We start from the raw sequence: 16,596 nt of genomic DNA, 5'->3' as shown, positions 1-16,596 counted from the left end.
CCTTGGCATATGGCAAGCCGCGCGGGGGATTCAACCACCCGCCCGGCGCCCTTGCCCCCGCAAGGCCGGCCTATCGGAAGGCGGGGGTTTGGCGGCAGTCGTTTGGCGGCGGGCAGAGATGACAAAGCCCGCCCCTGTTGCCAAGGGCGGGCTTTGCGGTAACGGGCCGGTGGCCGAAAGGCTTATTCCGCCTCGGCAGCCTCGGTGCGGGCGTGGTCTGCGGCGCCCTTGGCGTTCGGGTCACGATCGACGAACTCGATGATCGCCATCGGAGCCATGTCGCCATAGCGGAAGCCTGCCTTCAGCACGCGCACATAGCCGCCGGCGCGGTCCTTGTAGCGCGGCCCGAGGATCTCGAACAGGCGCGCGGTGTGGATGTCTTGCTTGAGCTGGGCATGGGCCTGACGACGGGCGTGCAGGTCGCCGCGCTTGGCCAGCGTGATCAGCTTTTCGATGATCGGGCGCAGTTCCTTTGCCTTCGGCAAGGTGGTCTTGATCTGCTCGTGCTCGATCAGCGAACCGGCCATGTTTGCGAACATCGCCTTGCGGTGTTCATGGGTGCGGTTCAGTTTGCGGTAGCCGTTAGAGTGACGCATGGGAATCTCCGTCTCGCGTGTTTTGCTTTGTCCGGTGCGGCCTACGTGCCGCCGCACTCACCTTGGGGCGTGTTGCCCGTGTTTTCCCCGGCGGTCCGGGCATCTGGTGTAGGGTGCGTGCTTGCACGCACCCTACGAAAGCCTTGCGGGGGCAGCCCCCCTTGATCTCAGAACTGGTCTTCGAAGCGCTTGGCCAGATCCTCGATGTTCTCTGGCGGCCAGTCTTCGACTTCCATGCCCAGATGCAGACCCATGCCCGACAGCACTTCCTTGATCTCGTTCAGGGACTTGCGGCCGAAGTTCGGGGTGCGCAGCATCTCGGCTTCGGTTTTCTGGATCAGATCGCCGATGTAGACGATGTTGTCGTTCTTCAGGCAGTTGGCCGAACGCACCGAAAGCTCCAGCTCGTCCACCTTCTTGAGAAGCAGCGGGTTGAACTCCAGCCCTGCGTCGACTTCGCCCAGTTTCGCCGATTCCGGCTCGTCGAAGTTGACGAAGATCGACAGCTGGTCCTGCAGAATCCGCGCGGCATAGGCCACGGCATCATCCGGCGTCAGGCTGCCGTCGGTTTCCACCTTCATCGTCAGCTTGTCATAGTCCAGCACCTGACCTTCGCGGGTCGGCTGCACTTCGTAGCTGACCTTCTTGACCGGCGAATAGATCGCATCGATCGGGATCAGCCCGATGGGCGCATCTTCCGGACGGTTCTTGTCGGCCGAGACATAGCCCTTGCCGGTGTTCACGGTCAGTTCCATGAACACGTCGGCGCCATCGTCGAGGTGGCAGATCACATGTTCGCGGTTCAGGATCTCGATCCCGTTCGATTCCGAGATGTCTGCCGCCGTGACAACGCCCGGCCCCTTGGCCGAGATCGACAGGCGCTTCGGCCCCTCGACGTCCATCTTGATGGACACGCCTTTCAGGTTCAGCACGATGTCGGTCACGTCTTCGCGCACGCCAGCCACGCTGGAGAATTCGTGCAGCACGTTGTCGATCTGCACCGAGGTGATCGCCGCGCCTTGCAGCGACGACATCAGCACGCGGCGCAGGGCGTTGCCCAGCGTCAGACCAAAACCGCGCTCCAGCGGTTCGGCGATGACCGTGGCCACACGGCCCGCATCTGCGCCCGGTTTCACAACCAGTTGCGTCGGTTTGATCAGTTCTTGCCAGTTCTTATGGATCATGCTGTCGCCTCCATTCTTGTCCCATTGCCCATGTCCAGCAAGCGGTGGGACGCCCGAGGGTCCGAAAATGCCGAAATCGGGCCGTGCGATACCGCACGGCCCGACAATATGAGTGAAGATCAGACGCGACGACGCTTGGGCGGGCGGCAGCCGTTGTGCGCCAGCGGGGTCACGTCGCGGATCGAGGTGATGTTCAGGCCAACAGCCGCCAGCGCGCGCAGCGCCGATTCACGGCCCGAACCCGGACCCTGCACTTCGACCTCAACGGTCTTCATGCCATGTTCCTGGGCCTTGCGGGCGGCGTCTTCGGCAGCCATCTGTGCGGCATAGGGCGTCGACTTGCGCGACCCCTTGAAGCCCATGGTGCCCGAGGACGACCACGAGATCGCATTGCCCTGAACGTCGGAGATCAGGATCTTGGTGTTGTTGAACGAGGAGTTCACATGAACCACGCCAGCGGCGATGTTCTTGCGCTCTTTTCTCTTGGTGCGGGCGGTTTTGGTATCGCGTGCCATATCGGTCTGCTCCCCTTACTTCTTCTTGCCAGCGATGGCTTTTGCGGGGCCCTTGCGGGTGCGAGCATTGGTATGGGTGCGCTGACCGCGGACCGGCAGGCCCTTGCGGTGACGCAGGCCGCGATAGCAGCCAAGGTCCATCAGGCGCTTGATGTTCATCGAGACTTCGCGGCGCAGGTCACCTTCGACGGTGAAGTTCGCGTCGATGAATTCGCGGATCGCCAGCACTTCGGCATCCGAGAGTTCGTTGACGCGGCGGGCGCGGTCGATGTTCAGAGCAGCGCAAACGGCTTCGGCGTTTGCGGGGCCAATTCCGGTGATGTAGGTCAGGGCGATCGGAACCCGTTTCTGGGTCGGGATGTTAACGCCAGCAATACGTGCCAAACGTGAGTCCTTTTCTTGGTTGCGGTTCCGTCGTGCCAGAACCTTTTTTCACAACTCCACCGGTTCCTATGCCCGATGACGCTCTTCCCGAAAATGGGAAACCCCGGCACGATTCCATGCCGGGACGCTGTGCTTTATGGTCATTCGCCGCGCCCGTCAAGGGAGACGGCGATGATTTTACGGTTTGTCAAGAATTTTCGCGATGGCGGCGGCCACGGCATCCATCTCGGCCAGCCCGTCCACCGTCGCCAGATCGCCCTTGGCATAATAGTATCCGGTAAGCGGCGCGGTGTTCTTGTAATAGGCGCGCAGCCGCACCTCGAACACCTCTGGCGTGTCATCGGCGCGCACGGGTTGCCCGGCGGCGCGGGCCTCTTCGGCGCGCTTGACGATCCGGCCCACCAGCGCCGCATCATCCACCACCAGTTCGATGGCCGCATCGAGCTTGAGCCCCTTTTGCGCCAGAAGCGCGCCAAGGGCATCGGCCTGCGGCAAGGTGCGCGGGAAGCCGTCGAAGATGAAGCCCCCTGCTGCGCCCTGCTCCAGCTTTTCCGCGATCAGGCCGATGACGATCTCGTCGGTCACCAGCGCGCCGCGTTCCATCACCTCGGCAACCTTGCGGCCCATTTCGGTGCCGCTGGTCTTGGCCTCGCGCAGCATGTCGCCGGTTGACAGTTGAACCATGCCACGCTCGTCAACCAGACGCTTTGCCTGCGTGCCCTTGCCGGCCCCCGGAGGCCCCAGAAGAATGATGTTTGCCATAGGTCAGCGCCGTGCAGGGGCCTTGGGCGTCGTCTTCTTGCGCCCACGCAGTTGCGATTTCTCGATCAGGCCTTCGTATTGATGCGCCAAGAGATGCGACTGCACCTGATTGATCGTATCCATCGTGACCGACACCACGATCAGCACCGAGGTGCCGCCGAAATAGAAGGTAAAGCCGAACTGGTTACGCAGGATTTCCGGCAGCAAGCACACGGCGGCAAGATAGGCAGAGCCGAGCACCAGAATACGCGTGACCACATAGTCAAGGTATTCCTCGGTTTTCTTGCCCGGACGGATGCCGGGGATGAACCCGTTCTGGTTCTTCAGGTTCTCTGCCACATCCTCGACCTTGAAGGCGACGTTATAGGTGTAGAAGAAGCTGAAGAACACGATCATGCCCGTGAAGAACAGCAGGTAAAGCGGCTGTCCGGGGCCGAAATAGGCAAGGATGGTCGACATCACCGGGCCGGTCTGCGCGCCAGAGAAGGTCGAGATGGTCACAGGCAGCAGCAGCAGCGACGAGGCGAAGATCGCGGGGATCACGCCCGCCGGGTTCACCTTGACCGGCAGGTGCGACGAGCCGCCGTCATAGACCTTCATGCCGACCTGGCGGCGGGGATACTGGATGTGGATCTTGCGCAGCGCGCGCTCCATGAACACCACAAAGGCGATGACCGCGATCACCATGATGATCACCCCGATGATCACCGCAGGCGAGATCGCGCCCGACCGGCCCTGCGACAGGAATTGCGCGATGGCGGCGGGAAGTTCGGCGACGATGCCGACGAAGATGATGAGCGAGATGCCGTTGCCGATGCCGCGCGCGGTGATCTGCTCGCCCAGCCACATCAGGAACATGGTGCCGCCGACCAGCGTGATCATGCAGGCCGCCTTGAAGAACAGGCCCGGATCATGGGCAAGCCCGCCCGCCTCGAGGCTGGCGGCAATGCCCCAGGCCTGGAAAGTCGCCAGAAACACCGTGCCGTAGCGGGTATACTGGTTGATCTTCTTGCGGCCCTGCTCGCCCTCTTTCTTGAGCTGCTCCATCGCTGGGACCATCGCCGTCATCAGCTGCACGATGATCGAGGCCGAGATATAGGGCATGATGCCGAGCGCGAAGATGCCCATACGGCTGATCGCGCCGCCGGTGAACATGTTCAGGATACCGCCGATGCCTGCCCCCGCCTCCTCCATGAAGGCCCGCAGCTGGACGCCATCAATGCCCGGCACCGGAATATAGGTGCCAAGCCGATAGACGATCAGCAAGCCGATGGTAAAGAAGATGCGTTGGCGCAAGTCGGTTGCCTTGCCCAGGGCGCCCCAGCTGAGGTTCGCCGCCATTTGCTCTGCAGCAGATGCCATATCCGGTCTCTTTCAAAGACAGCGCCGCCAAACCGTTCTCCGGTCGGCGGCGCGGGAAAACTAAAGGTGATGTAAGCGGTCTGACGCCCGCTCACAACTCCTATTTGGCTTACTCAGCCACTGCCGCCGGAAGGGTGATCGACCCGCCCGCAGCTTTCACGGCTTCGACCGCCGCAGCCGAGGCGCCCGACACGACCAGTTTCACAGCGGATTTGATCTCGCCCTTGTTCAGGATGCGGATGCCATCACGCTTGTGGTTGGTCAGGCCGGCAGCAACCAGAGCGTCTTCGTTCAGCTCTGCCTTGATGTCCAGCTTGCCCGCGGCGATGAATTTCTCGATCAGGCCAAGGTTGATGACCGCGAATTCCTTGCGGTTCGGCTTGTTGAAGCCGCGCTTGGGCAGGCGGCGATAGAGCGGCATCTGGCCGCCTTCATAGCCACCGAGCGCCACGCCGGAACGCGATTTCTGGCCCTTGATACCACGGCCGGCGGTCTTGCCCTTGCCCGAACCGGGACCGCGCGCCACACGCTTCTGCTTGCGGGCTGCACCGTCATTGTCACGAAGTTCATTCAGTTTCATGTCGCACTCTCCATCGCCGGAACGTCCCCGCCTGCGACGGGAAGGGACAACACGGCATTTCTTGTTGATTCCATGACCCGCAGAGGGCCACCGGGGGCGTATAGGGCCTGCGCCCCCGTTACGCAAGAGGCCACGCCAGCCGCCCCGGGTCCACAGGCCTAACCGCAGTGCTGCGGACGCAGCCCCTGCCCCTCCGGCTCGGCCACAAAGGCAGCGGCACGGCAGGCCGGACACACCGCATCTTCGGCCATCGCCCCGCTTGGCAACTGAAAGCGCCGCCCTTCGACCCAAGGCCCGCCGAAATTGCAGCTCAGGCACTGGCTGCACCGCAGATAGCGCAGATGCCCGAGCGCGCAGAGCGGCAACGGACGCAAGGGGCGGCAGCGGATCTGGCGGTGCAGCACCTGCAGCCCTCCGCGCTCCAGCGGGACAACCTGCATCACGAACAGGCGCTCCTGCACGGGGCTGTCGCACCGGTAGAGCAAGCCGGTCACGGTTTGCCCGCGGCGGCTGTTGTAGAAGGTCTGTTCAAGAAACCGGACCGTTGCCGGCCCCGCCACCATCTCGAACAAGGGCCGCCCGATGACCGCATGAGCCATGGCGCCCGCCCCGTCATTCTCGGCGGCAAAGTCATCCCACCGTCCCATCGTCGCCGCCACCACATCGTCGGACGTCAGGCTGTAACCGCGCATCTGTAAACCCCACAGGCGAAAAACTGCGGAATATACTCGTGACCGGCACTTAGAGCGTGGTAAACGCGCCGCGCGCAAAAGCAAACGCCCCGAGGTTTCCCCCGGGGCGCAGGATAAAGCGTAGGGTGCGTGCTCGCACGCACCTTACACAAGCGGTCAGCCGCGCTCTTCGATGATCTTCACAAGATGCGGGATCTTGTTGACCATGCCGCGCACGGAAGGCGTGTCTTCCAGTTCGCGGGTGCGGTTCATCTTGTTCAGGCCCAGACCCTTCAGGGTCGCGGTCTGGACGGCCGGGCGGCGGGCGGCGGAAGCCACCTGCTGCACAACGATGGTTTTCTTGTCAGCCATGATCAAGCCTCCTGCACTTCAGCTTCGGGCTTCTTCAGGATCTCGGCCACCTTCTTGCCGCGACGTGCGGCCACCTGGCGGGGCGAGGTCTCTGCTTTCAGGCCGTCGATGGTGGCGCGGATCATGTTGTAGGGGTTCTGCGAGCCGATCGACTTCGCAACAACGTCCTGGATCCCCAGCATCTCGAACACGGCGCGCATCGGACCACCGGCGATGATCCCGGTCCCCGCAACGGCCGTCCGCATCACGACTTTTCCGGCGCCGTGGCGGCCTTCCATGTCGTGGTGCAGGGTGCGGCTGTCCTTCAGCGGCACGCGGATCATCTGGCGCTTGGCCTGTTCCGTTGCCTTGCGGATCGCCTCCGGCACTTCCTTGGCCTTGCCCTTGCCGAAGCCGACACGACCACGCTGGTCGCCGACCACGACGAGTGCTGCAAAGCCAAAGCGCTTGCCGCCCTTCACGGTTTTCGAAACACGGTTGATCGCGACCAGACGGTCTGCGAACTCGGGCGTTTCCTCACGGGTTTCCTGACGACGATCGTCGCGACGGCCCCGGTTTTCACGTTCTGCCATATCCAAACTCCTCAGAACTTCAGGCCGCCTTCACGGGCAGCATCGGCCAAAGCCTTGATCTTCCCGTGAAAGAGGAAACCACCACGATCGAAGTAGACGTCTTCGACCCCGGCCTTCTTCGCCCGCTCGGCAATCGTGGCGCCGATTTTGGCCGCAGCCTCGACGTTGTTCTTGCCGATCAGGCCCAGATCCTTCTCGAGCGTGGAAGCGGACGCAACGGTCACGCCCTTCACGTCGTCGATCAGCTGGACACTGATGTTCTTGGACGAACGATGAACCGACAGACGCATGCGCCCGTTTGCCATCGCCTTGATTTTGTTCCGGACGCGCAGGCGGCGCTTGAGGAACAGCTCTCTTTTGTTCAAAGCCATTTTGCCACCCTTACTTCTTCTTACCTTCTTTGCGGAAGATGTATTCATCCTTGTAGCGGATGCCCTTGCCCTTGTAGGGCTCGGGCTTGCGCCATTCGCGGATGTTTGCTGCCACCTGACCAACAAGCTGCTGGTCGATGCCTTCCACAACGATTTCGGTTTGCTTCGGAGACGTCACGGTGACGCCCGCCGGAACGGCGAAGTTGACTTCGTGGCTATAGCCGAGCGACAGCTTCAGAACATTGCCGGCAACCGCAGCACGGTAACCAACGCCCTGAATCTCGAGCTCTTTCTTGAACCCGGTCGAAACACCCGTCACCAGGTTCTCGACCATCGAACGGGCCATGCCCCACTGCTGACGGGCGCGCTTCGAGGTGCCGCGCGGCGTCACCTTGATCTCTTCGCCGTCAACGGTGATGGTCACATCGTCGGTTGCGGTAAAGCTGCGGGTGCCTTTCGGCCCCTTCACTTCGATGGTCTGGCCGGACACGGACGCCGAGACGCCTTTGACCAGAGAGACGGGCTTCTTGCCGATACGAGACATTGCACCCTCCTCAGAATACGGTGCAGAGCACTTCGCCGCCAACATTGGCGGAGCGTGCAGCTGCATCGGACATGACGCCCTTGGGCGTCGACACAATCGAGACACCCAGGCCATTGCGGACCGACGGGATGTCCTTGACGCCCATGTACACACGGCGGCCCGGCTTCGACACGCGCTTGATTTCGCGGATCACGGGGGTGCCTTCGTAGTACTTGAGCGAGATCACGAATTCGCCCTGACCGTTGGCGGTCGGGTTCTTTTCGTAACCGCGGATATAGCCCTCGGACAGAAGCACATCTAGAACACGGCCGCGCAGCGTGGACGCCGGGGTCGAGACAGTGGATTTGCCGCGCATCTGAGAGTTGCGGATACGGGTCAGCATATCGCCGATAGGATCATTCACAGGCATGTCTGCTCTCCCTTACCAGCTGGACTTGACCATGCCCGGGATCTGGCCGAACGAGGCCAGTTCACGCAGCATGATCCGCGACAGTTTCAGCTTACGGTAGTAAGCATGCGGACGGCCCGTCAGCTGGCAGCGGTTGTGAAGCCGCGTTGCCGACGAGTTGCGGGGCAGTTGTGCCAGCTTCAGGGTCGCGCCGAAACGCTCGTCCATCGGCTTGGTTTGGTCTTCGATCACCGCCTTGAGCGACGCGCGCTTGGAAGCATACTGCTTCACCAGCTTGGCGCGCTTCACTTCGCGGTTCACCATGGATTTTTTTGCCATAACTCTGGTTCCTCGCGCTTACGACGTGAAGGGCATGTTGAAATGCTTCAACAGCGCCTTGGCTTCCGCATCGGATTTCGCGGTCGTGCAGATGATGATGTCCATACCCAGAACTTCATCGACCTTGTCGAAGTTGATTTCCGGGAACACGATGTGCTCTTTCAAGCCCATGGCATAGTTGCCACGGCCGTCGAACGAGGTGCCTTTCACGCCGCGGAAGTCGCGGACGCGGGGCAGAGCGACGTTGATCAGACGGTCCAAGAATTCATACATCTTGTCGCCGCGCAGCGTGACCTTGCAACCCAGCGGCATCAGTTCCCGCACGCGGAAGCCGGCAATCGACTTCTTGGCATGGGTGATGACAGCCTTCTGACCGGCAATCTGCGACAGTTCCTCGGCGGCCTGCTTCACCTTCTTGGTGTCCTTGACCGCTTCGCCGACGCCCATGTTGAGAACGATCTTCTCAAGCTTGGGGATCTGCATGTCGTTCTTGTAGGCGAACTCTTCTTTCAGAGCCGCGCGCACCTTGGAGACGTATTCCGCCTTGAGGCGCGGGGTGTATTGAGCAGCGTCCAGCATCAGATCGCATCCCCTGTGGTCTTGGCGAAACGCACCTTCTTGTCACCGTCCATACGGAAGCCGACGCGGGTGGGTTTGCCGTTCTTGTCCACGATTGCCAGGTTCGACAGGTCGATCGGCATGGACTTGGCCACGCGGCCGCCTTGCGAGCCAGCAGATTGCTTGGTGTGACGGATGGCGACGTTCAGGCCCTCGACCACGGCTTTGTTGGCGGTCGGGTTGACGGACGAGATCTCGCCCTTCTTGCCCTTGTCCTTGCCGGTCAGAACGATGACGGTGTCACCCTTTTTGAGTTTCGCAGCCATCAGAGCACCTCCGGAGCCAGCGAGATGATCTTCATGAAGTTCTTGGCGCGCAGTTCACGCACGACCGGCCCGAAGATACGCGTGCCGACGGGTTCACCCTGGTTGTTCAGGATGACAGCGGCATTGCGGTCAAAGCGGATGGCGGTGCCGTCTTCGCGGCGAACTTCCTTGGCGGTGCGCACGACAACGGCTTTACGCACGTCGCCCTTCTTCACACGGCCTTTCGGAATAGCTTCCTTGACCGACACCACGATGATGTCGCCCACGGATGCATAGCGGCGGTGCGAACCGCCCAGAACCTTGATGCACTGAACTCGGCGAGCGCCGGAGTTGTCAGCTACATCCAGATTGGTCTGCATCTGGATCATTTGGTTTCTCCCGACCTTTGGGGACGATCATGCAGGTGATGCCCCAGGGTTTCGATTATCGCAGAACGCGTGCTGACGGCCTCAGGCCGAAACAACAACCGTCCAACGCTTGGTTTTCGAAATCGGTGCACATTCCTCGATGCGGACGGTGTCACCAACCTTGAACTGGTTGTTCTCGTCGTGAGCCCGGTATTTCTTGGACTTACGCACGGTCTTTTGCAGCAGCGGGTGCTTGAAGCGACGCTCGACCAGAACCGTGATGGTCTGTTCGTTCTTGTCCGAGGTCACGACGCCTGAAAGGATACGCTTGGGCATGATAAACCTCTTACTTCGCCGCTTCGGCGGCTTTTTGGTTGAGAACGGTCAGCACGCGTGCTGCATCCCGACGGACAGCGCGCATGCGCGCGGTGTTCTCAAGCTGGTTCGTGGCGGCCTGGAAGCGCAGGTTGAAGGCTTCCTTTTTCAGGGCGACGAGCTGGTCGCGCAGCTGATCGGGGGTCTTGCCCCGGAGTTCTTCGGCTTTCATGCCGTGTTCCTTTTCTCAATCACCAGAAGGCCCCGGCACATGCAGGGTAACCTTGAACCCGGTGGATCAATGATAAACCGTCGATTCCGAGTCGCCCCGGAACCGCAGGATGCGTCCCATTACAGGGGGGGGAGGCGGATGGCAAGCACAATCACGCCGGAACAGAAAAGCCCCCGCCGTTTCCGGCAGGGGCCAGTGCCGCGTAGGGTGCGTGCTCGCACGCACCCTACACCTGTCTTTACCAGTCTTCGCGGGCGACCACGCGGGTCAGCACCGGAAGCTTCATCGCGCCAAGGCGCAGGGCCTCGCGGGCGATGACTTCCGACACGCCGTCGATCTCGAACATGATGCGGCCAGGTTTCACCTTGGCTGCCCAGTAATCGACCGAACCCTTACCTTTACCCATACGCACTTCGGTCGGCTTCGACGACACCGGCACATCCGGGAAAATGCGGATCCAGACACGACCCTGACGCTTCATGTGGCGGGTGATCGCGCGGCGGGCCGCTTCGATCTGGCGCGCGGTCACACGCTCCGGTTCCGTCGCCTTCAGCGCGAAGGAGCCGAAGTTCAGCAAAAAGCCGCCCTTGGCCTCGCCGTGGATACGGCCCTTGTGCTGTTTGCGGAACTTAGTCCGTTTCGGTTGCAGCATCTTTCAATACTCCCTTACGCGCGTTCGCGGTCGCGACGAGGTTGACGCGGAGCCGCGCCTTCCTGTGCTTCTGCGTGACGGCGGTCATGCGCTTGCGGATCATGCTCAAGGATTTCGCCTTTGAAGATCCAGACCTTCACCCCGATGATCCCGTAAGGGGTCGAAGCTTCGGACAGGGCATAGTCAATGTCGGCGCGCAGCGTGTGCAGCGGCACGCGGCCTTCGCGGTACCATTCGGTCCGTGCGATTTCCGCGCCACCCAGACGGCCGGCAACGTTCACCCGGATCCCGAGGGCGCCGATACGCATGGCGTTCTGCACGCCGCGCTTCATGGCACGGCGGAAAGACACCCGGCGTTCCATCTGCTGGGCGATCGACTCGGCCACCAGCTGGGCGTCAAGCTCGGGCTTGCGGACTTCGACGATGTTCAGGTGCAGTTCCGACTTGGTGAAGGCCGACAGCTTCTTGCGCAGGGTTTCGATGTCTGCGCCTTTCTTGCCGATGATCACGCCCGGACGTGCAGCGTGAATGGTCACACGGCACTTCTTGTGGGGACGCTCGATGATCACCTTGCTGATGCCGGCCTGCTTGGCTTCCTCGTGAATGAATTCACGCATGCGCAGGTCTTCCAGCAGCAGGTTGCCATAGTCTTTCGACTCGGCGAACCAGCGGCTGTCCCAGGTGCGGTTGACCTGGAGGCGCATCCCGATCGGGTTAACCTTCTGTCCCATTATGCCGACTCCCCGGACTGACGAACCTTGATGGTGATTTCAGAGAACGGCTTCATGATCTTGCCGAACCGGCCACGCGCCCGCGGACGGCCACGCTTCATCACAAGGTTCTTGCCACACCAGGCTTCGGCAACCACCAGGCTGTCGACGTCGAGGCCGTGGTTGTTCTCGGCATTGGCAATCGCGGACTGCAGGCACTTCTTGACGTCGCCGGCGATGCGGCGCTTCGAGAAGGTCAGGTCGGCCAGCGCCTTCTCAACCTTCTTGCCGCGGATCAGGCCGGCAACCAGGTTGAGCTTCTGCGGCGAGGTGCGCAGCATACGGCTGATCGCCATAGCTTCGTTGTCCGCCACGCGGCGCGGATTCTTTTCCTTACCCATGGCTTACTTCCTCTTGGCTTTTTTGTCGGCGGCGTGACCGTAATAGGTCCGCGTCGGCGAATATTCACCGAACTTCTGGCCGATCATTTCTTCGGTAACCGCAACCGGAATGTGCTTGTGGCCGTTATAGACGCCAAAAGTCAGACCGACGAACTGCGGCAGGATGGTGGAGCGGCGCGACCAGATCTTGATCACTTCGCTTTTGCCCGAGGCGCGCGAGGCTTCTGCCTTTTTCAGGACATAGCCATCGACGAACGGGCCTTTCCAAATGGAACGTGACATGGATTAGCGGCCCTTTTTCTTGGCGTGACGCGAGCGGAGAATGTACTTGTCCGTCTCTTTGTTCGACCGGGTGCGGTTGCCCTTGGTGCCCTTGCCCCACGGGGTAACCGGGTGACGGCCACCAGAGGTCCGGCCTTCACCACCACCGTGCGGGTGGTCGATCGGGTTCATCGCGACGCCGCGAACGGTCGGACGCACGCCCATGTGGCGCTTGCGGCCTGCCTTGCCGAGGTTCTGGTTGGAATGGTCAGCGTTCGACACGGCACCGATGGTGGCCATGCATTCCTGACGCACCAGACGCAGTTCGCCCGAGGACAGGCGGATCTGCGCATAGCCACCGTCACGACCGACGAACTGGGCATAGGTGCCAGCCGCACGTGCGATCTGACCGCCCTTGCCGGGCTTCATCTCGACGTTGTGAACAATGGTCCCGATCGGCATGCCCGAGAACGGCATGGCGTTGCCCGGCTTCACGTCGGTCTTGGCACCAGCGATCACGCTGTCGCCAACAGCGAGGCGCTGCGGAGCGAGGATGTAGGAAAGTTCGCCATCTGCGTATTTCACAAGGGCGATGAAGGCGGTGCGGTTCGGATCGTATTCGATCCGCTCGACGACCGCTGCGATGTCGAATTTACGACGCTTGAAATCCACAATGCGGTACAGGCGCTTTGCGCCGCCGCCCTTGTGCCACATCGTGACACGTCCGGTGTTGTTCCGTCCACCCGTCTTGGTCAAGCCTTCTACAAGGCCCTTGACCGGGCGTCCTTTCCACAGCTCCGAACGGTCGATCAGAACCAACCCGCGTTGGCCAGGCGTCGTCGGTTTATACGACTTGAGTGCCATGCTCTCTGTCTTCCGTCAGCTAGAGGGTCTGATGGGTCAGACCCGAATTATAGGGCCCCGAAGGTCCCCGGCTTATAGGGCCCCGAAGGTCCCCGATTGGAGAAATACCAGTATCGGTATAACAAAGGCTAAGCCCCGGAACGAATCCCGGGGCTAGACCGATGGGCTCGTGTAAGCGAGGTAACATGTGGCGTCAAGACCAATGCAGCGTGGCAGGGCGAGTGCCAAGAAACAAAGCCAATGAGTTAAGTCTGCTAACACTTTCAGGAGACAATTGAGACAGAAAGCCCCAGTTGAAGCGCATCAGAGATACGATCGAGATTCTTTTTCTTCTGCTCGGTGCTACTATGGGTCTTGATGTAGAAAGCTCCCCGCTTCGTGTCACTGTATCGTTGGGATGGCTTACGGGAGACAAGATTTTCGCCATTCACCAAGACCCCTAATTTCTCGACCTCACCGAAGCCGATTTTCTCAACTGCTTTTGCCAGAGTTTCGGCTGCTTTCGCTTCGGCTATGACTGTGCCATCAGGAAACCGAACCAGAAGGCCAGTTTTGGATGACTTCGATGCAGACAGGATTTTCCGAGTGGTATCGAGTGCCACAGACGAGGCGGGTGCCGCTTTAACTTCTGCAGCAAAGGTCGTTCCCCATTCCTCAGACAGTGCTCTGACCTTTGCACAGAACCCCTGCAGGGCAGCTCCCCTGTCGGACAACTCCTTGGCCTCAGGGTATCTCGACGCCTGGAACAAGCGAGCGCCTTCGGAGTTCAGCTCTTCGACCGCAGTCTGTAGCTCCAGAGCCATCAACTCAAAAGCGATAGAACCACTTTCCATTGCTATGAAAACTTTCTGCAGGTGACTGTTTAAATGCTAAGTTGCCTTCGCTATTAAAGCAGGTCTTCTTCCAAGCAATCAAATAAAAAGGGCCCCGCTTTCACAGGGCCCTTCCATTAGCATTGTAAGTCCTCAGAGGCCGGTCGAGACGTCGATAGTGTTACCCTCTTCGAGCGTAACATAGGCCTTTTTCTTGTCGGAACGCTCGCCGGGGCGACCCTTGAAGCGCTTGACCTTGCCCTTGGTGATGGTGGTGTTGACCGCCTTCACCTTCACGCCAAAGACAGCCTCGACGGCTTCCTTGATCATCGGCTTGGTCGCATCCATGGCAACCTGAAACACAACCGCGCCATTTTCCGAAGCCAGAGTGGCCTTTTCGGTGATGATCGGCTTCTTGATCAGGTCGTAGTGCTGGGGTTTCGCGCTCATTTCAGACGAGCCTCCAATGCTTCGAGCCCTGCTTTGGTGATCACGAGGGTGTCACGCTTCAGGATGTCATAGACGTTGGCGCCCATCGTCGGCAGAACGTCGATCCCTTCGATGTTGCGCGCAGCCAGGGCAAAGCCCTGATCCACAGCCGCACCGTCGATGATCAGCACGCGCTTCCAGCCGAGTTCCTTGGCCTGCTTGGCCAGGATCGCGGTCTTGGCTTCCGCCATCGCCAGCGTGTCGACGATCACCAACTCGCCCGCCTTGGCCTTGGCCGAAAGCGCGTGACGCAGCCCGAGGGCGCGCACCTTCTTCGGCAGGTCATGGGCGTGGCTGCGCGGCAGCGGGCCCTTGACCACACCACCCTTGCGGAAGATCGGCGCCTTGCGCGACCCGTGGCGAGCGCCACCGGTGCCTTTTTGGCGGTAGATCTTCTTGGTCGAGTAAGACACTTCGGCGCGGGTCAGCGTCGAATGGGTGCCAGCCTGTGCTTTCGCACGCTGCCAGCGCACCACGCGGTGCAGAATGTCTGCGCGCGGCTCCAGACCGAACAGGTCGTCGTTCAGGTCAACCGAACCGGCCTTGCCGCCGTCGAGTTTCAGAACATCAAGTTTCATGCTTCACCCCCTTCGACGGCCACTTCGGCAGCCGGAGCAGCAGCGGAACGGATGGCTGCGGGCAGCGGCAGATCGGCCGGAGCCGCTTTCTTGACCGCGTCCTTGATCGTCACCCAACCACCTTTGGAACCGGGAACCGCGCCCTTGACCATGATCAGACCACGGTCGGCATCGGTGCGCACCACTTGCAGGTTCTGCGTGGTGACGCGAACGGCACCCAGATGGCCCGCCATCTTCTTGCCCTTGAACACCTTGCCGGGGTCCTGACACTGGCCGGTCGACCCGTGCGAACGGTGCGAGACCGACACACCGTGCGACGCACGCAGACCACCGAAGTTGTGGCGCTTCATCGCACCGGCGAAACCCTTACCGATCGAGGTTCCGGCGATGTCGACGAACTGACCTGCCAGATAGTGATCGGCGGTGATTTCGGCACCCACGTCGATCAGGCAATCCGGGGTCACGCGGAATTCGGCGACCTTGCGCTTGGGCTCCACATTCGCCTTGGCGAAGTGGCCGCGCATCGCAGCCGAGGTCCGCTTGGCCTTGGCAGATCCAGCGCCGAGCTGGACGGCGGTGTAGCCATCCTTGTCAGCGGTGCGTTGTGCCACGACCTGCACTTTGTCGAGGTGCAGAACCGTCACCGGAACCTGCTTGCCGTCCTCGAGGAACAGCCGGGTCATGCCCAGCTTCTTGGCGATAATACCAGAGCGCATCTCTTTCATGCCCCCTTACACTTTGATTTCGACGTCGACGCCGGCAGCGAGGTCGAGCTTCATCAGCGCGTCCACGGTTTGCGGGGTCGGATCGACGATATCGAGCAGGCGCTTGTGCGTGCGGATTTCCCACTGGTCGCGCGACTTCTTGTCGATGTGCGGACCACGGAGAACCGTGAATTTCTCGATCTTGTTCGGCAGCGGGATCGGCCCGCGAACCTGTGCGCCCGTGCGTTTGGCCGTGTTCACGATTTCCTGGGTGCTGGCGTCCAGCACGCGGTAATCGAAGGCCTTCAGGCGAATGCGAATGGTCTGACCTTGCATTTCTTGTTCCTTCGGAACGTAGACGGGGCAACATGCCCGGCCCATAGGTTCACATTTGTGGATGGTCTGCGGCGCGCCCGGAGTCCGGGCGCGCCGCGCGTCGTTATACTGTCATACCGCCTTTGGAAAGGCGATTCGTCAGCCTAGGCGATGATTTTCATCCGCCTCAGGCGATGATTTTCGACACCACGCCTGCGCCGACGGTGCGGCCGCCTTCGCGGATGGCGAAGCGCAGTTTTTCTTCCATTGCGATCGGGGCGATCAGTTCGACGTTGAACTTCAGGTTGTCGCCCGGCATCACCATCTCGGTGCCTTCCGGCAGCTGGACCATCCCGGTCACGTCGGTGGTGCGGAAGTAGAATTGCGGACGG

At 61.1% G+C, this 16,596-nt stretch carries 30 protein-coding genes; all 30 read right to left on the bottom strand.

Annotated elements, in window-relative coordinates:
* Positions 1–182: 182 nt before the first annotated feature.
* On the bottom strand, positions 183–596 hold the full coding sequence (gene rplQ / locus G3572_RS11900) for a 50S ribosomal protein L17 (protein WP_164612036.1): 414 nt from the start codon (positions 594–596) through the stop codon (positions 183–185).
* Positions 597–763: 167 nt separating this feature from the next.
* Positions 764–1,780: a DNA-directed RNA polymerase subunit alpha gene (locus G3572_RS11895; RefSeq protein ID WP_164612034.1), complete on the bottom strand. Its 1,017-nt coding sequence runs from the start codon at positions 1,778–1,780 to the stop codon at positions 764–766.
* 119 nt (positions 1,781–1,899) lie between these two features.
* Positions 1,900–2,295: a 30S ribosomal protein S11 gene (gene rpsK / locus G3572_RS11890; protein ID WP_164612033.1), complete on the bottom strand. Its 396-nt coding sequence runs from the start codon at positions 2,293–2,295 to the stop codon at positions 1,900–1,902.
* 15 nt (positions 2,296–2,310) lie between these two features.
* Positions 2,311–2,679, bottom strand: coding sequence for a 30S ribosomal protein S13 (rpsM, locus tag G3572_RS11885; protein WP_164612031.1), 369 nt, complete (start codon positions 2,677–2,679; stop codon positions 2,311–2,313).
* 177 nt (positions 2,680–2,856) lie between these two features.
* A complete protein-coding gene (locus G3572_RS11880; protein ID WP_164612029.1) occupies positions 2,857–3,441 on the bottom strand; it encodes an adenylate kinase in 585 nt (194 codons plus the stop codon).
* Between the two features lie 3 nt (positions 3,442–3,444).
* Positions 3,445–4,803, bottom strand: coding sequence for a preprotein translocase subunit SecY (gene secY, locus G3572_RS11875; RefSeq protein ID WP_164612027.1), 1,359 nt, complete (start codon positions 4,801–4,803; stop codon positions 3,445–3,447).
* A 109-nt stretch (positions 4,804–4,912) separates the two neighbouring features.
* Positions 4,913–5,383: a 50S ribosomal protein L15 gene (gene rplO, locus G3572_RS11870; protein WP_164612025.1), complete on the bottom strand. Its 471-nt coding sequence runs from the start codon at positions 5,381–5,383 to the stop codon at positions 4,913–4,915.
* 158 nt (positions 5,384–5,541) lie between these two features.
* Entirely contained in the window at positions 5,542–6,075 is a 534-nt protein-coding gene (locus G3572_RS11865) for a hypothetical protein (RefSeq protein ID WP_164612023.1), read from the bottom strand.
* 156 nt (positions 6,076–6,231) lie between these two features.
* The gene (gene rpmD, locus G3572_RS11860; protein ID WP_164612021.1) at positions 6,232–6,426 is read right to left on the bottom strand and encodes a 50S ribosomal protein L30; all 195 of its coding nucleotides are present in this window, start codon (positions 6,424–6,426) and stop codon (positions 6,232–6,234) included.
* Between the two features lie 2 nt (positions 6,427–6,428).
* Positions 6,429–6,998, bottom strand: coding sequence for a 30S ribosomal protein S5 (gene rpsE, locus G3572_RS11855; RefSeq protein ID WP_164612019.1), 570 nt, complete (start codon positions 6,996–6,998; stop codon positions 6,429–6,431).
* An 11-nt stretch (positions 6,999–7,009) separates the two neighbouring features.
* The gene (gene rplR, locus G3572_RS11850; RefSeq protein WP_164612017.1) at positions 7,010–7,369 is read right to left on the bottom strand and encodes a 50S ribosomal protein L18; all 360 of its coding nucleotides are present in this window, start codon (positions 7,367–7,369) and stop codon (positions 7,010–7,012) included.
* A 10-nt stretch (positions 7,370–7,379) separates the two neighbouring features.
* Positions 7,380–7,913: a 50S ribosomal protein L6 gene (gene rplF / locus G3572_RS11845; RefSeq protein ID WP_164612015.1), complete on the bottom strand. Its 534-nt coding sequence runs from the start codon at positions 7,911–7,913 to the stop codon at positions 7,380–7,382.
* A gap of 10 nt (positions 7,914–7,923) precedes the next feature.
* Entirely contained in the window at positions 7,924–8,322 is a 399-nt protein-coding gene (rpsH, locus tag G3572_RS11840; protein ID WP_205518695.1) for a 30S ribosomal protein S8, read from the bottom strand.
* Positions 8,323–8,334: 12 nt separating this feature from the next.
* Complete coding sequence (rpsN, locus tag G3572_RS11835) at positions 8,335–8,640, bottom strand: 30S ribosomal protein S14 (protein ID WP_164612013.1); 306 nt, start codon at positions 8,638–8,640, stop codon at positions 8,335–8,337.
* Positions 8,641–8,658: 18 nt separating this feature from the next.
* Entirely contained in the window at positions 8,659–9,219 is a 561-nt protein-coding gene (gene rplE, locus G3572_RS11830; RefSeq protein ID WP_164612011.1) for a 50S ribosomal protein L5, read from the bottom strand.
* Complete coding sequence (rplX, locus tag G3572_RS11825; RefSeq protein ID WP_164612009.1) at positions 9,219–9,524, bottom strand: 50S ribosomal protein L24; 306 nt, start codon at positions 9,522–9,524, stop codon at positions 9,219–9,221. The genes rplE and rplX overlap by 1 nt, the downstream gene beginning before the upstream one ends.
* Positions 9,524–9,892, bottom strand: a complete 369-nt coding sequence (gene rplN / locus G3572_RS11820; protein ID WP_013066055.1) for a 50S ribosomal protein L14 — start codon at positions 9,890–9,892, stop codon at positions 9,524–9,526. The genes rplX and rplN overlap by 1 nt, the downstream gene beginning before the upstream one ends.
* An 81-nt stretch (positions 9,893–9,973) precedes the next feature.
* Positions 9,974–10,207, bottom strand: a complete 234-nt coding sequence (rpsQ, locus tag G3572_RS11815) for a 30S ribosomal protein S17 (RefSeq protein ID WP_164612007.1) — start codon at positions 10,205–10,207, stop codon at positions 9,974–9,976.
* Between the two features lie 10 nt (positions 10,208–10,217).
* On the bottom strand, positions 10,218–10,418 hold the full coding sequence (rpmC, locus tag G3572_RS11810; RefSeq protein ID WP_164612005.1) for a 50S ribosomal protein L29: 201 nt from the start codon (positions 10,416–10,418) through the stop codon (positions 10,218–10,220).
* Positions 10,419–10,656: 238 nt separating this feature from the next.
* Positions 10,657–11,070 carry a 50S ribosomal protein L16 gene (gene rplP, locus G3572_RS11805; RefSeq protein ID WP_100195933.1) on the bottom strand — a complete coding sequence of 138 codons (414 nt, stop codon included), beginning with the start codon at positions 11,068–11,070 and terminating at the stop codon, positions 10,657–10,659.
* Positions 11,071–11,084: 14 nt separating this feature from the next.
* Positions 11,085–11,801, bottom strand: coding sequence for a 30S ribosomal protein S3 (gene rpsC / locus G3572_RS11800; protein ID WP_100195932.1), 717 nt, complete (start codon positions 11,799–11,801; stop codon positions 11,085–11,087).
* Positions 11,801–12,181, bottom strand: a complete 381-nt coding sequence (rplV, locus tag G3572_RS11795; protein WP_100195931.1) for a 50S ribosomal protein L22 — start codon at positions 12,179–12,181, stop codon at positions 11,801–11,803. Before rplV ends, rpsC begins: the two co-directional genes overlap by 1 nt.
* Positions 12,182–12,184: 3 nt before the next feature.
* A complete protein-coding gene (gene rpsS / locus G3572_RS11790) occupies positions 12,185–12,463 on the bottom strand; it encodes a 30S ribosomal protein S19 (RefSeq protein WP_100195930.1) in 279 nt (92 codons plus the stop codon).
* A gap of 3 nt (positions 12,464–12,466) precedes the next feature.
* Positions 12,467–13,306, bottom strand: coding sequence for a 50S ribosomal protein L2 (gene rplB, locus G3572_RS11785; protein WP_164612003.1), 840 nt, complete (start codon positions 13,304–13,306; stop codon positions 12,467–12,469).
* 263 nt (positions 13,307–13,569) lie between these two features.
* Positions 13,570–14,139 (bottom strand): hypothetical protein, encoded by a 570-nt coding sequence (locus G3572_RS11780; protein ID WP_164612001.1) that lies wholly within the window; start codon positions 14,137–14,139, stop codon positions 13,570–13,572.
* Between the two features lie 132 nt (positions 14,140–14,271).
* The gene (locus G3572_RS11775) at positions 14,272–14,568 is read right to left on the bottom strand and encodes a 50S ribosomal protein L23 (RefSeq protein WP_164611999.1); all 297 of its coding nucleotides are present in this window, start codon (positions 14,566–14,568) and stop codon (positions 14,272–14,274) included.
* Positions 14,565–15,185 (bottom strand): 50S ribosomal protein L4, encoded by a 621-nt coding sequence (gene rplD / locus G3572_RS11770; RefSeq protein ID WP_164611997.1) that lies wholly within the window; start codon positions 15,183–15,185, stop codon positions 14,565–14,567. The genes G3572_RS11775 and rplD overlap by 4 nt, the downstream gene beginning before the upstream one ends.
* Positions 15,182–15,901, bottom strand: coding sequence for a 50S ribosomal protein L3 (gene rplC, locus G3572_RS11765; protein ID WP_164611995.1), 720 nt, complete (start codon positions 15,899–15,901; stop codon positions 15,182–15,184). The genes rplD and rplC overlap by 4 nt, the downstream gene beginning before the upstream one ends.
* Before the next feature lie 15 nt (positions 15,902–15,916).
* A complete protein-coding gene (gene rpsJ, locus G3572_RS11760) occupies positions 15,917–16,225 on the bottom strand; it encodes a 30S ribosomal protein S10 (RefSeq protein ID WP_023666234.1) in 309 nt (102 codons plus the stop codon).
* 166 nt (positions 16,226–16,391) lie between these two features.
* A partial coding sequence (locus G3572_RS11755) for an EF-Tu C-terminal domain-related protein (RefSeq protein ID WP_494338099.1) occupies positions 16,392–16,596 on the bottom strand: 205 nt, incomplete at its 5' end.

It is taken from the genome of Pseudotabrizicola algicola (assembly GCF_010915705.1).
Classification (GTDB): domain Bacteria; phylum Pseudomonadota; class Alphaproteobacteria; order Rhodobacterales; family Rhodobacteraceae; genus Pseudotabrizicola; species Pseudotabrizicola algicola.
Note: the sequence above shows the minus strand (reverse complement) of the source record. Positions and strands in the feature narration are given on the sequence as shown.

Coding starts and splice junctions, on each gene's coding strand:
- rplQ (WP_164612036.1), bottom strand. CDS start 596: ATGCGTCACTCTAACGGCTACCGCAAACTGAACCGCACCCATGAACAC.
- G3572_RS11895 (WP_164612034.1), bottom strand. CDS start 1,780: ATGATCCATAAGAACTGGCAAGAACTGATCAAACCGACGCAACTGGTT.
- rpsK (WP_164612033.1), bottom strand. CDS start 2,295: ATGGCACGCGATACCAAAACCGCCCGCACCAAGAGAAAAGAGCGCAAG.
- G3572_RS11880 (WP_164612029.1), bottom strand. CDS start 3,441: ATGGCAAACATCATTCTTCTGGGGCCTCCGGGGGCCGGCAAGGGCACG.
- secY (WP_164612027.1), bottom strand. CDS start 4,803: ATGGCATCTGCTGCAGAGCAAATGGCGGCGAACCTCAGCTGGGGCGCC.
- rplO (WP_164612025.1), bottom strand. CDS start 5,383: ATGAAACTGAATGAACTTCGTGACAATGACGGTGCAGCCCGCAAGCAG.
- G3572_RS11865 (WP_164612023.1), bottom strand. CDS start 6,075: ATGCGCGGTTACAGCCTGACGTCCGACGATGTGGTGGCGGCGACGATG.
- rpmD (WP_164612021.1), bottom strand. CDS start 6,426: ATGGCTGACAAGAAAACCATCGTTGTGCAGCAGGTGGCTTCCGCCGCC.
- rpsE (WP_164612019.1), bottom strand. CDS start 6,998: ATGGCAGAACGTGAAAACCGGGGCCGTCGCGACGATCGTCGTCAGGAA.
- rplR (WP_164612017.1), bottom strand. CDS start 7,369: ATGGCTTTGAACAAAAGAGAGCTGTTCCTCAAGCGCCGCCTGCGCGTC.
- rplF (WP_164612015.1), bottom strand. CDS start 7,913: ATGTCTCGTATCGGCAAGAAGCCCGTCTCTCTGGTCAAAGGCGTCTCG.
- rpsH (WP_205518695.1), bottom strand. CDS start 8,322: ATGCCTGTGAATGATCCTATCGGCGATATGCTGACCCGTATCCGCAAC.
- rpsN (WP_164612013.1), bottom strand. CDS start 8,640: ATGGCAAAAAAATCCATGGTGAACCGCGAAGTGAAGCGCGCCAAGCTG.
- rplE (WP_164612011.1), bottom strand. CDS start 9,219: ATGCTGGACGCTGCTCAATACACCCCGCGCCTCAAGGCGGAATACGTC.
- rplX (WP_164612009.1), bottom strand. CDS start 9,524: ATGGCTGCGAAACTCAAAAAGGGTGACACCGTCATCGTTCTGACCGGC.
- rplN (WP_013066055.1), bottom strand. CDS start 9,892: ATGATCCAGATGCAGACCAATCTGGATGTAGCTGACAACTCCGGCGCT.
- rpsQ (WP_164612007.1), bottom strand. CDS start 10,207: ATGCCCAAGCGTATCCTTTCAGGCGTCGTGACCTCGGACAAGAACGAA.
- rpmC (WP_164612005.1), bottom strand. CDS start 10,418: ATGAAAGCCGAAGAACTCCGGGGCAAGACCCCCGATCAGCTGCGCGAC.
- rplP (WP_100195933.1), bottom strand. CDS start 11,070: ATGCTGCAACCGAAACGGACTAAGTTCCGCAAACAGCACAAGGGCCGT.
- rpsC (WP_100195932.1), bottom strand. CDS start 11,801: ATGGGACAGAAGGTTAACCCGATCGGGATGCGCCTCCAGGTCAACCGC.
- rplV (WP_100195931.1), bottom strand. CDS start 12,181: ATGGGTAAGGAAAAGAATCCGCGCCGCGTGGCGGACAACGAAGCTATG.
- rpsS (WP_100195930.1), bottom strand. CDS start 12,463: ATGTCACGTTCCATTTGGAAAGGCCCGTTCGTCGATGGCTATGTCCTG.
- rplB (WP_164612003.1), bottom strand. CDS start 13,306: ATGGCACTCAAGTCGTATAAACCGACGACGCCTGGCCAACGCGGGTTG.
- G3572_RS11780 (WP_164612001.1), bottom strand. CDS start 14,139: ATGGAAAGTGGTTCTATCGCTTTTGAGTTGATGGCTCTGGAGCTACAG.
- G3572_RS11775 (WP_164611999.1), bottom strand. CDS start 14,568: ATGAGCGCGAAACCCCAGCACTACGACCTGATCAAGAAGCCGATCATC.
- rplD (WP_164611997.1), bottom strand. CDS start 15,185: ATGAAACTTGATGTTCTGAAACTCGACGGCGGCAAGGCCGGTTCGGTT.
- rplC (WP_164611995.1), bottom strand. CDS start 15,901: ATGCGCTCTGGTATTATCGCCAAGAAGCTGGGCATGACCCGGCTGTTC.
- rpsJ (WP_023666234.1), bottom strand. CDS start 16,225: ATGCAAGGTCAGACCATTCGCATTCGCCTGAAGGCCTTCGATTACCGC.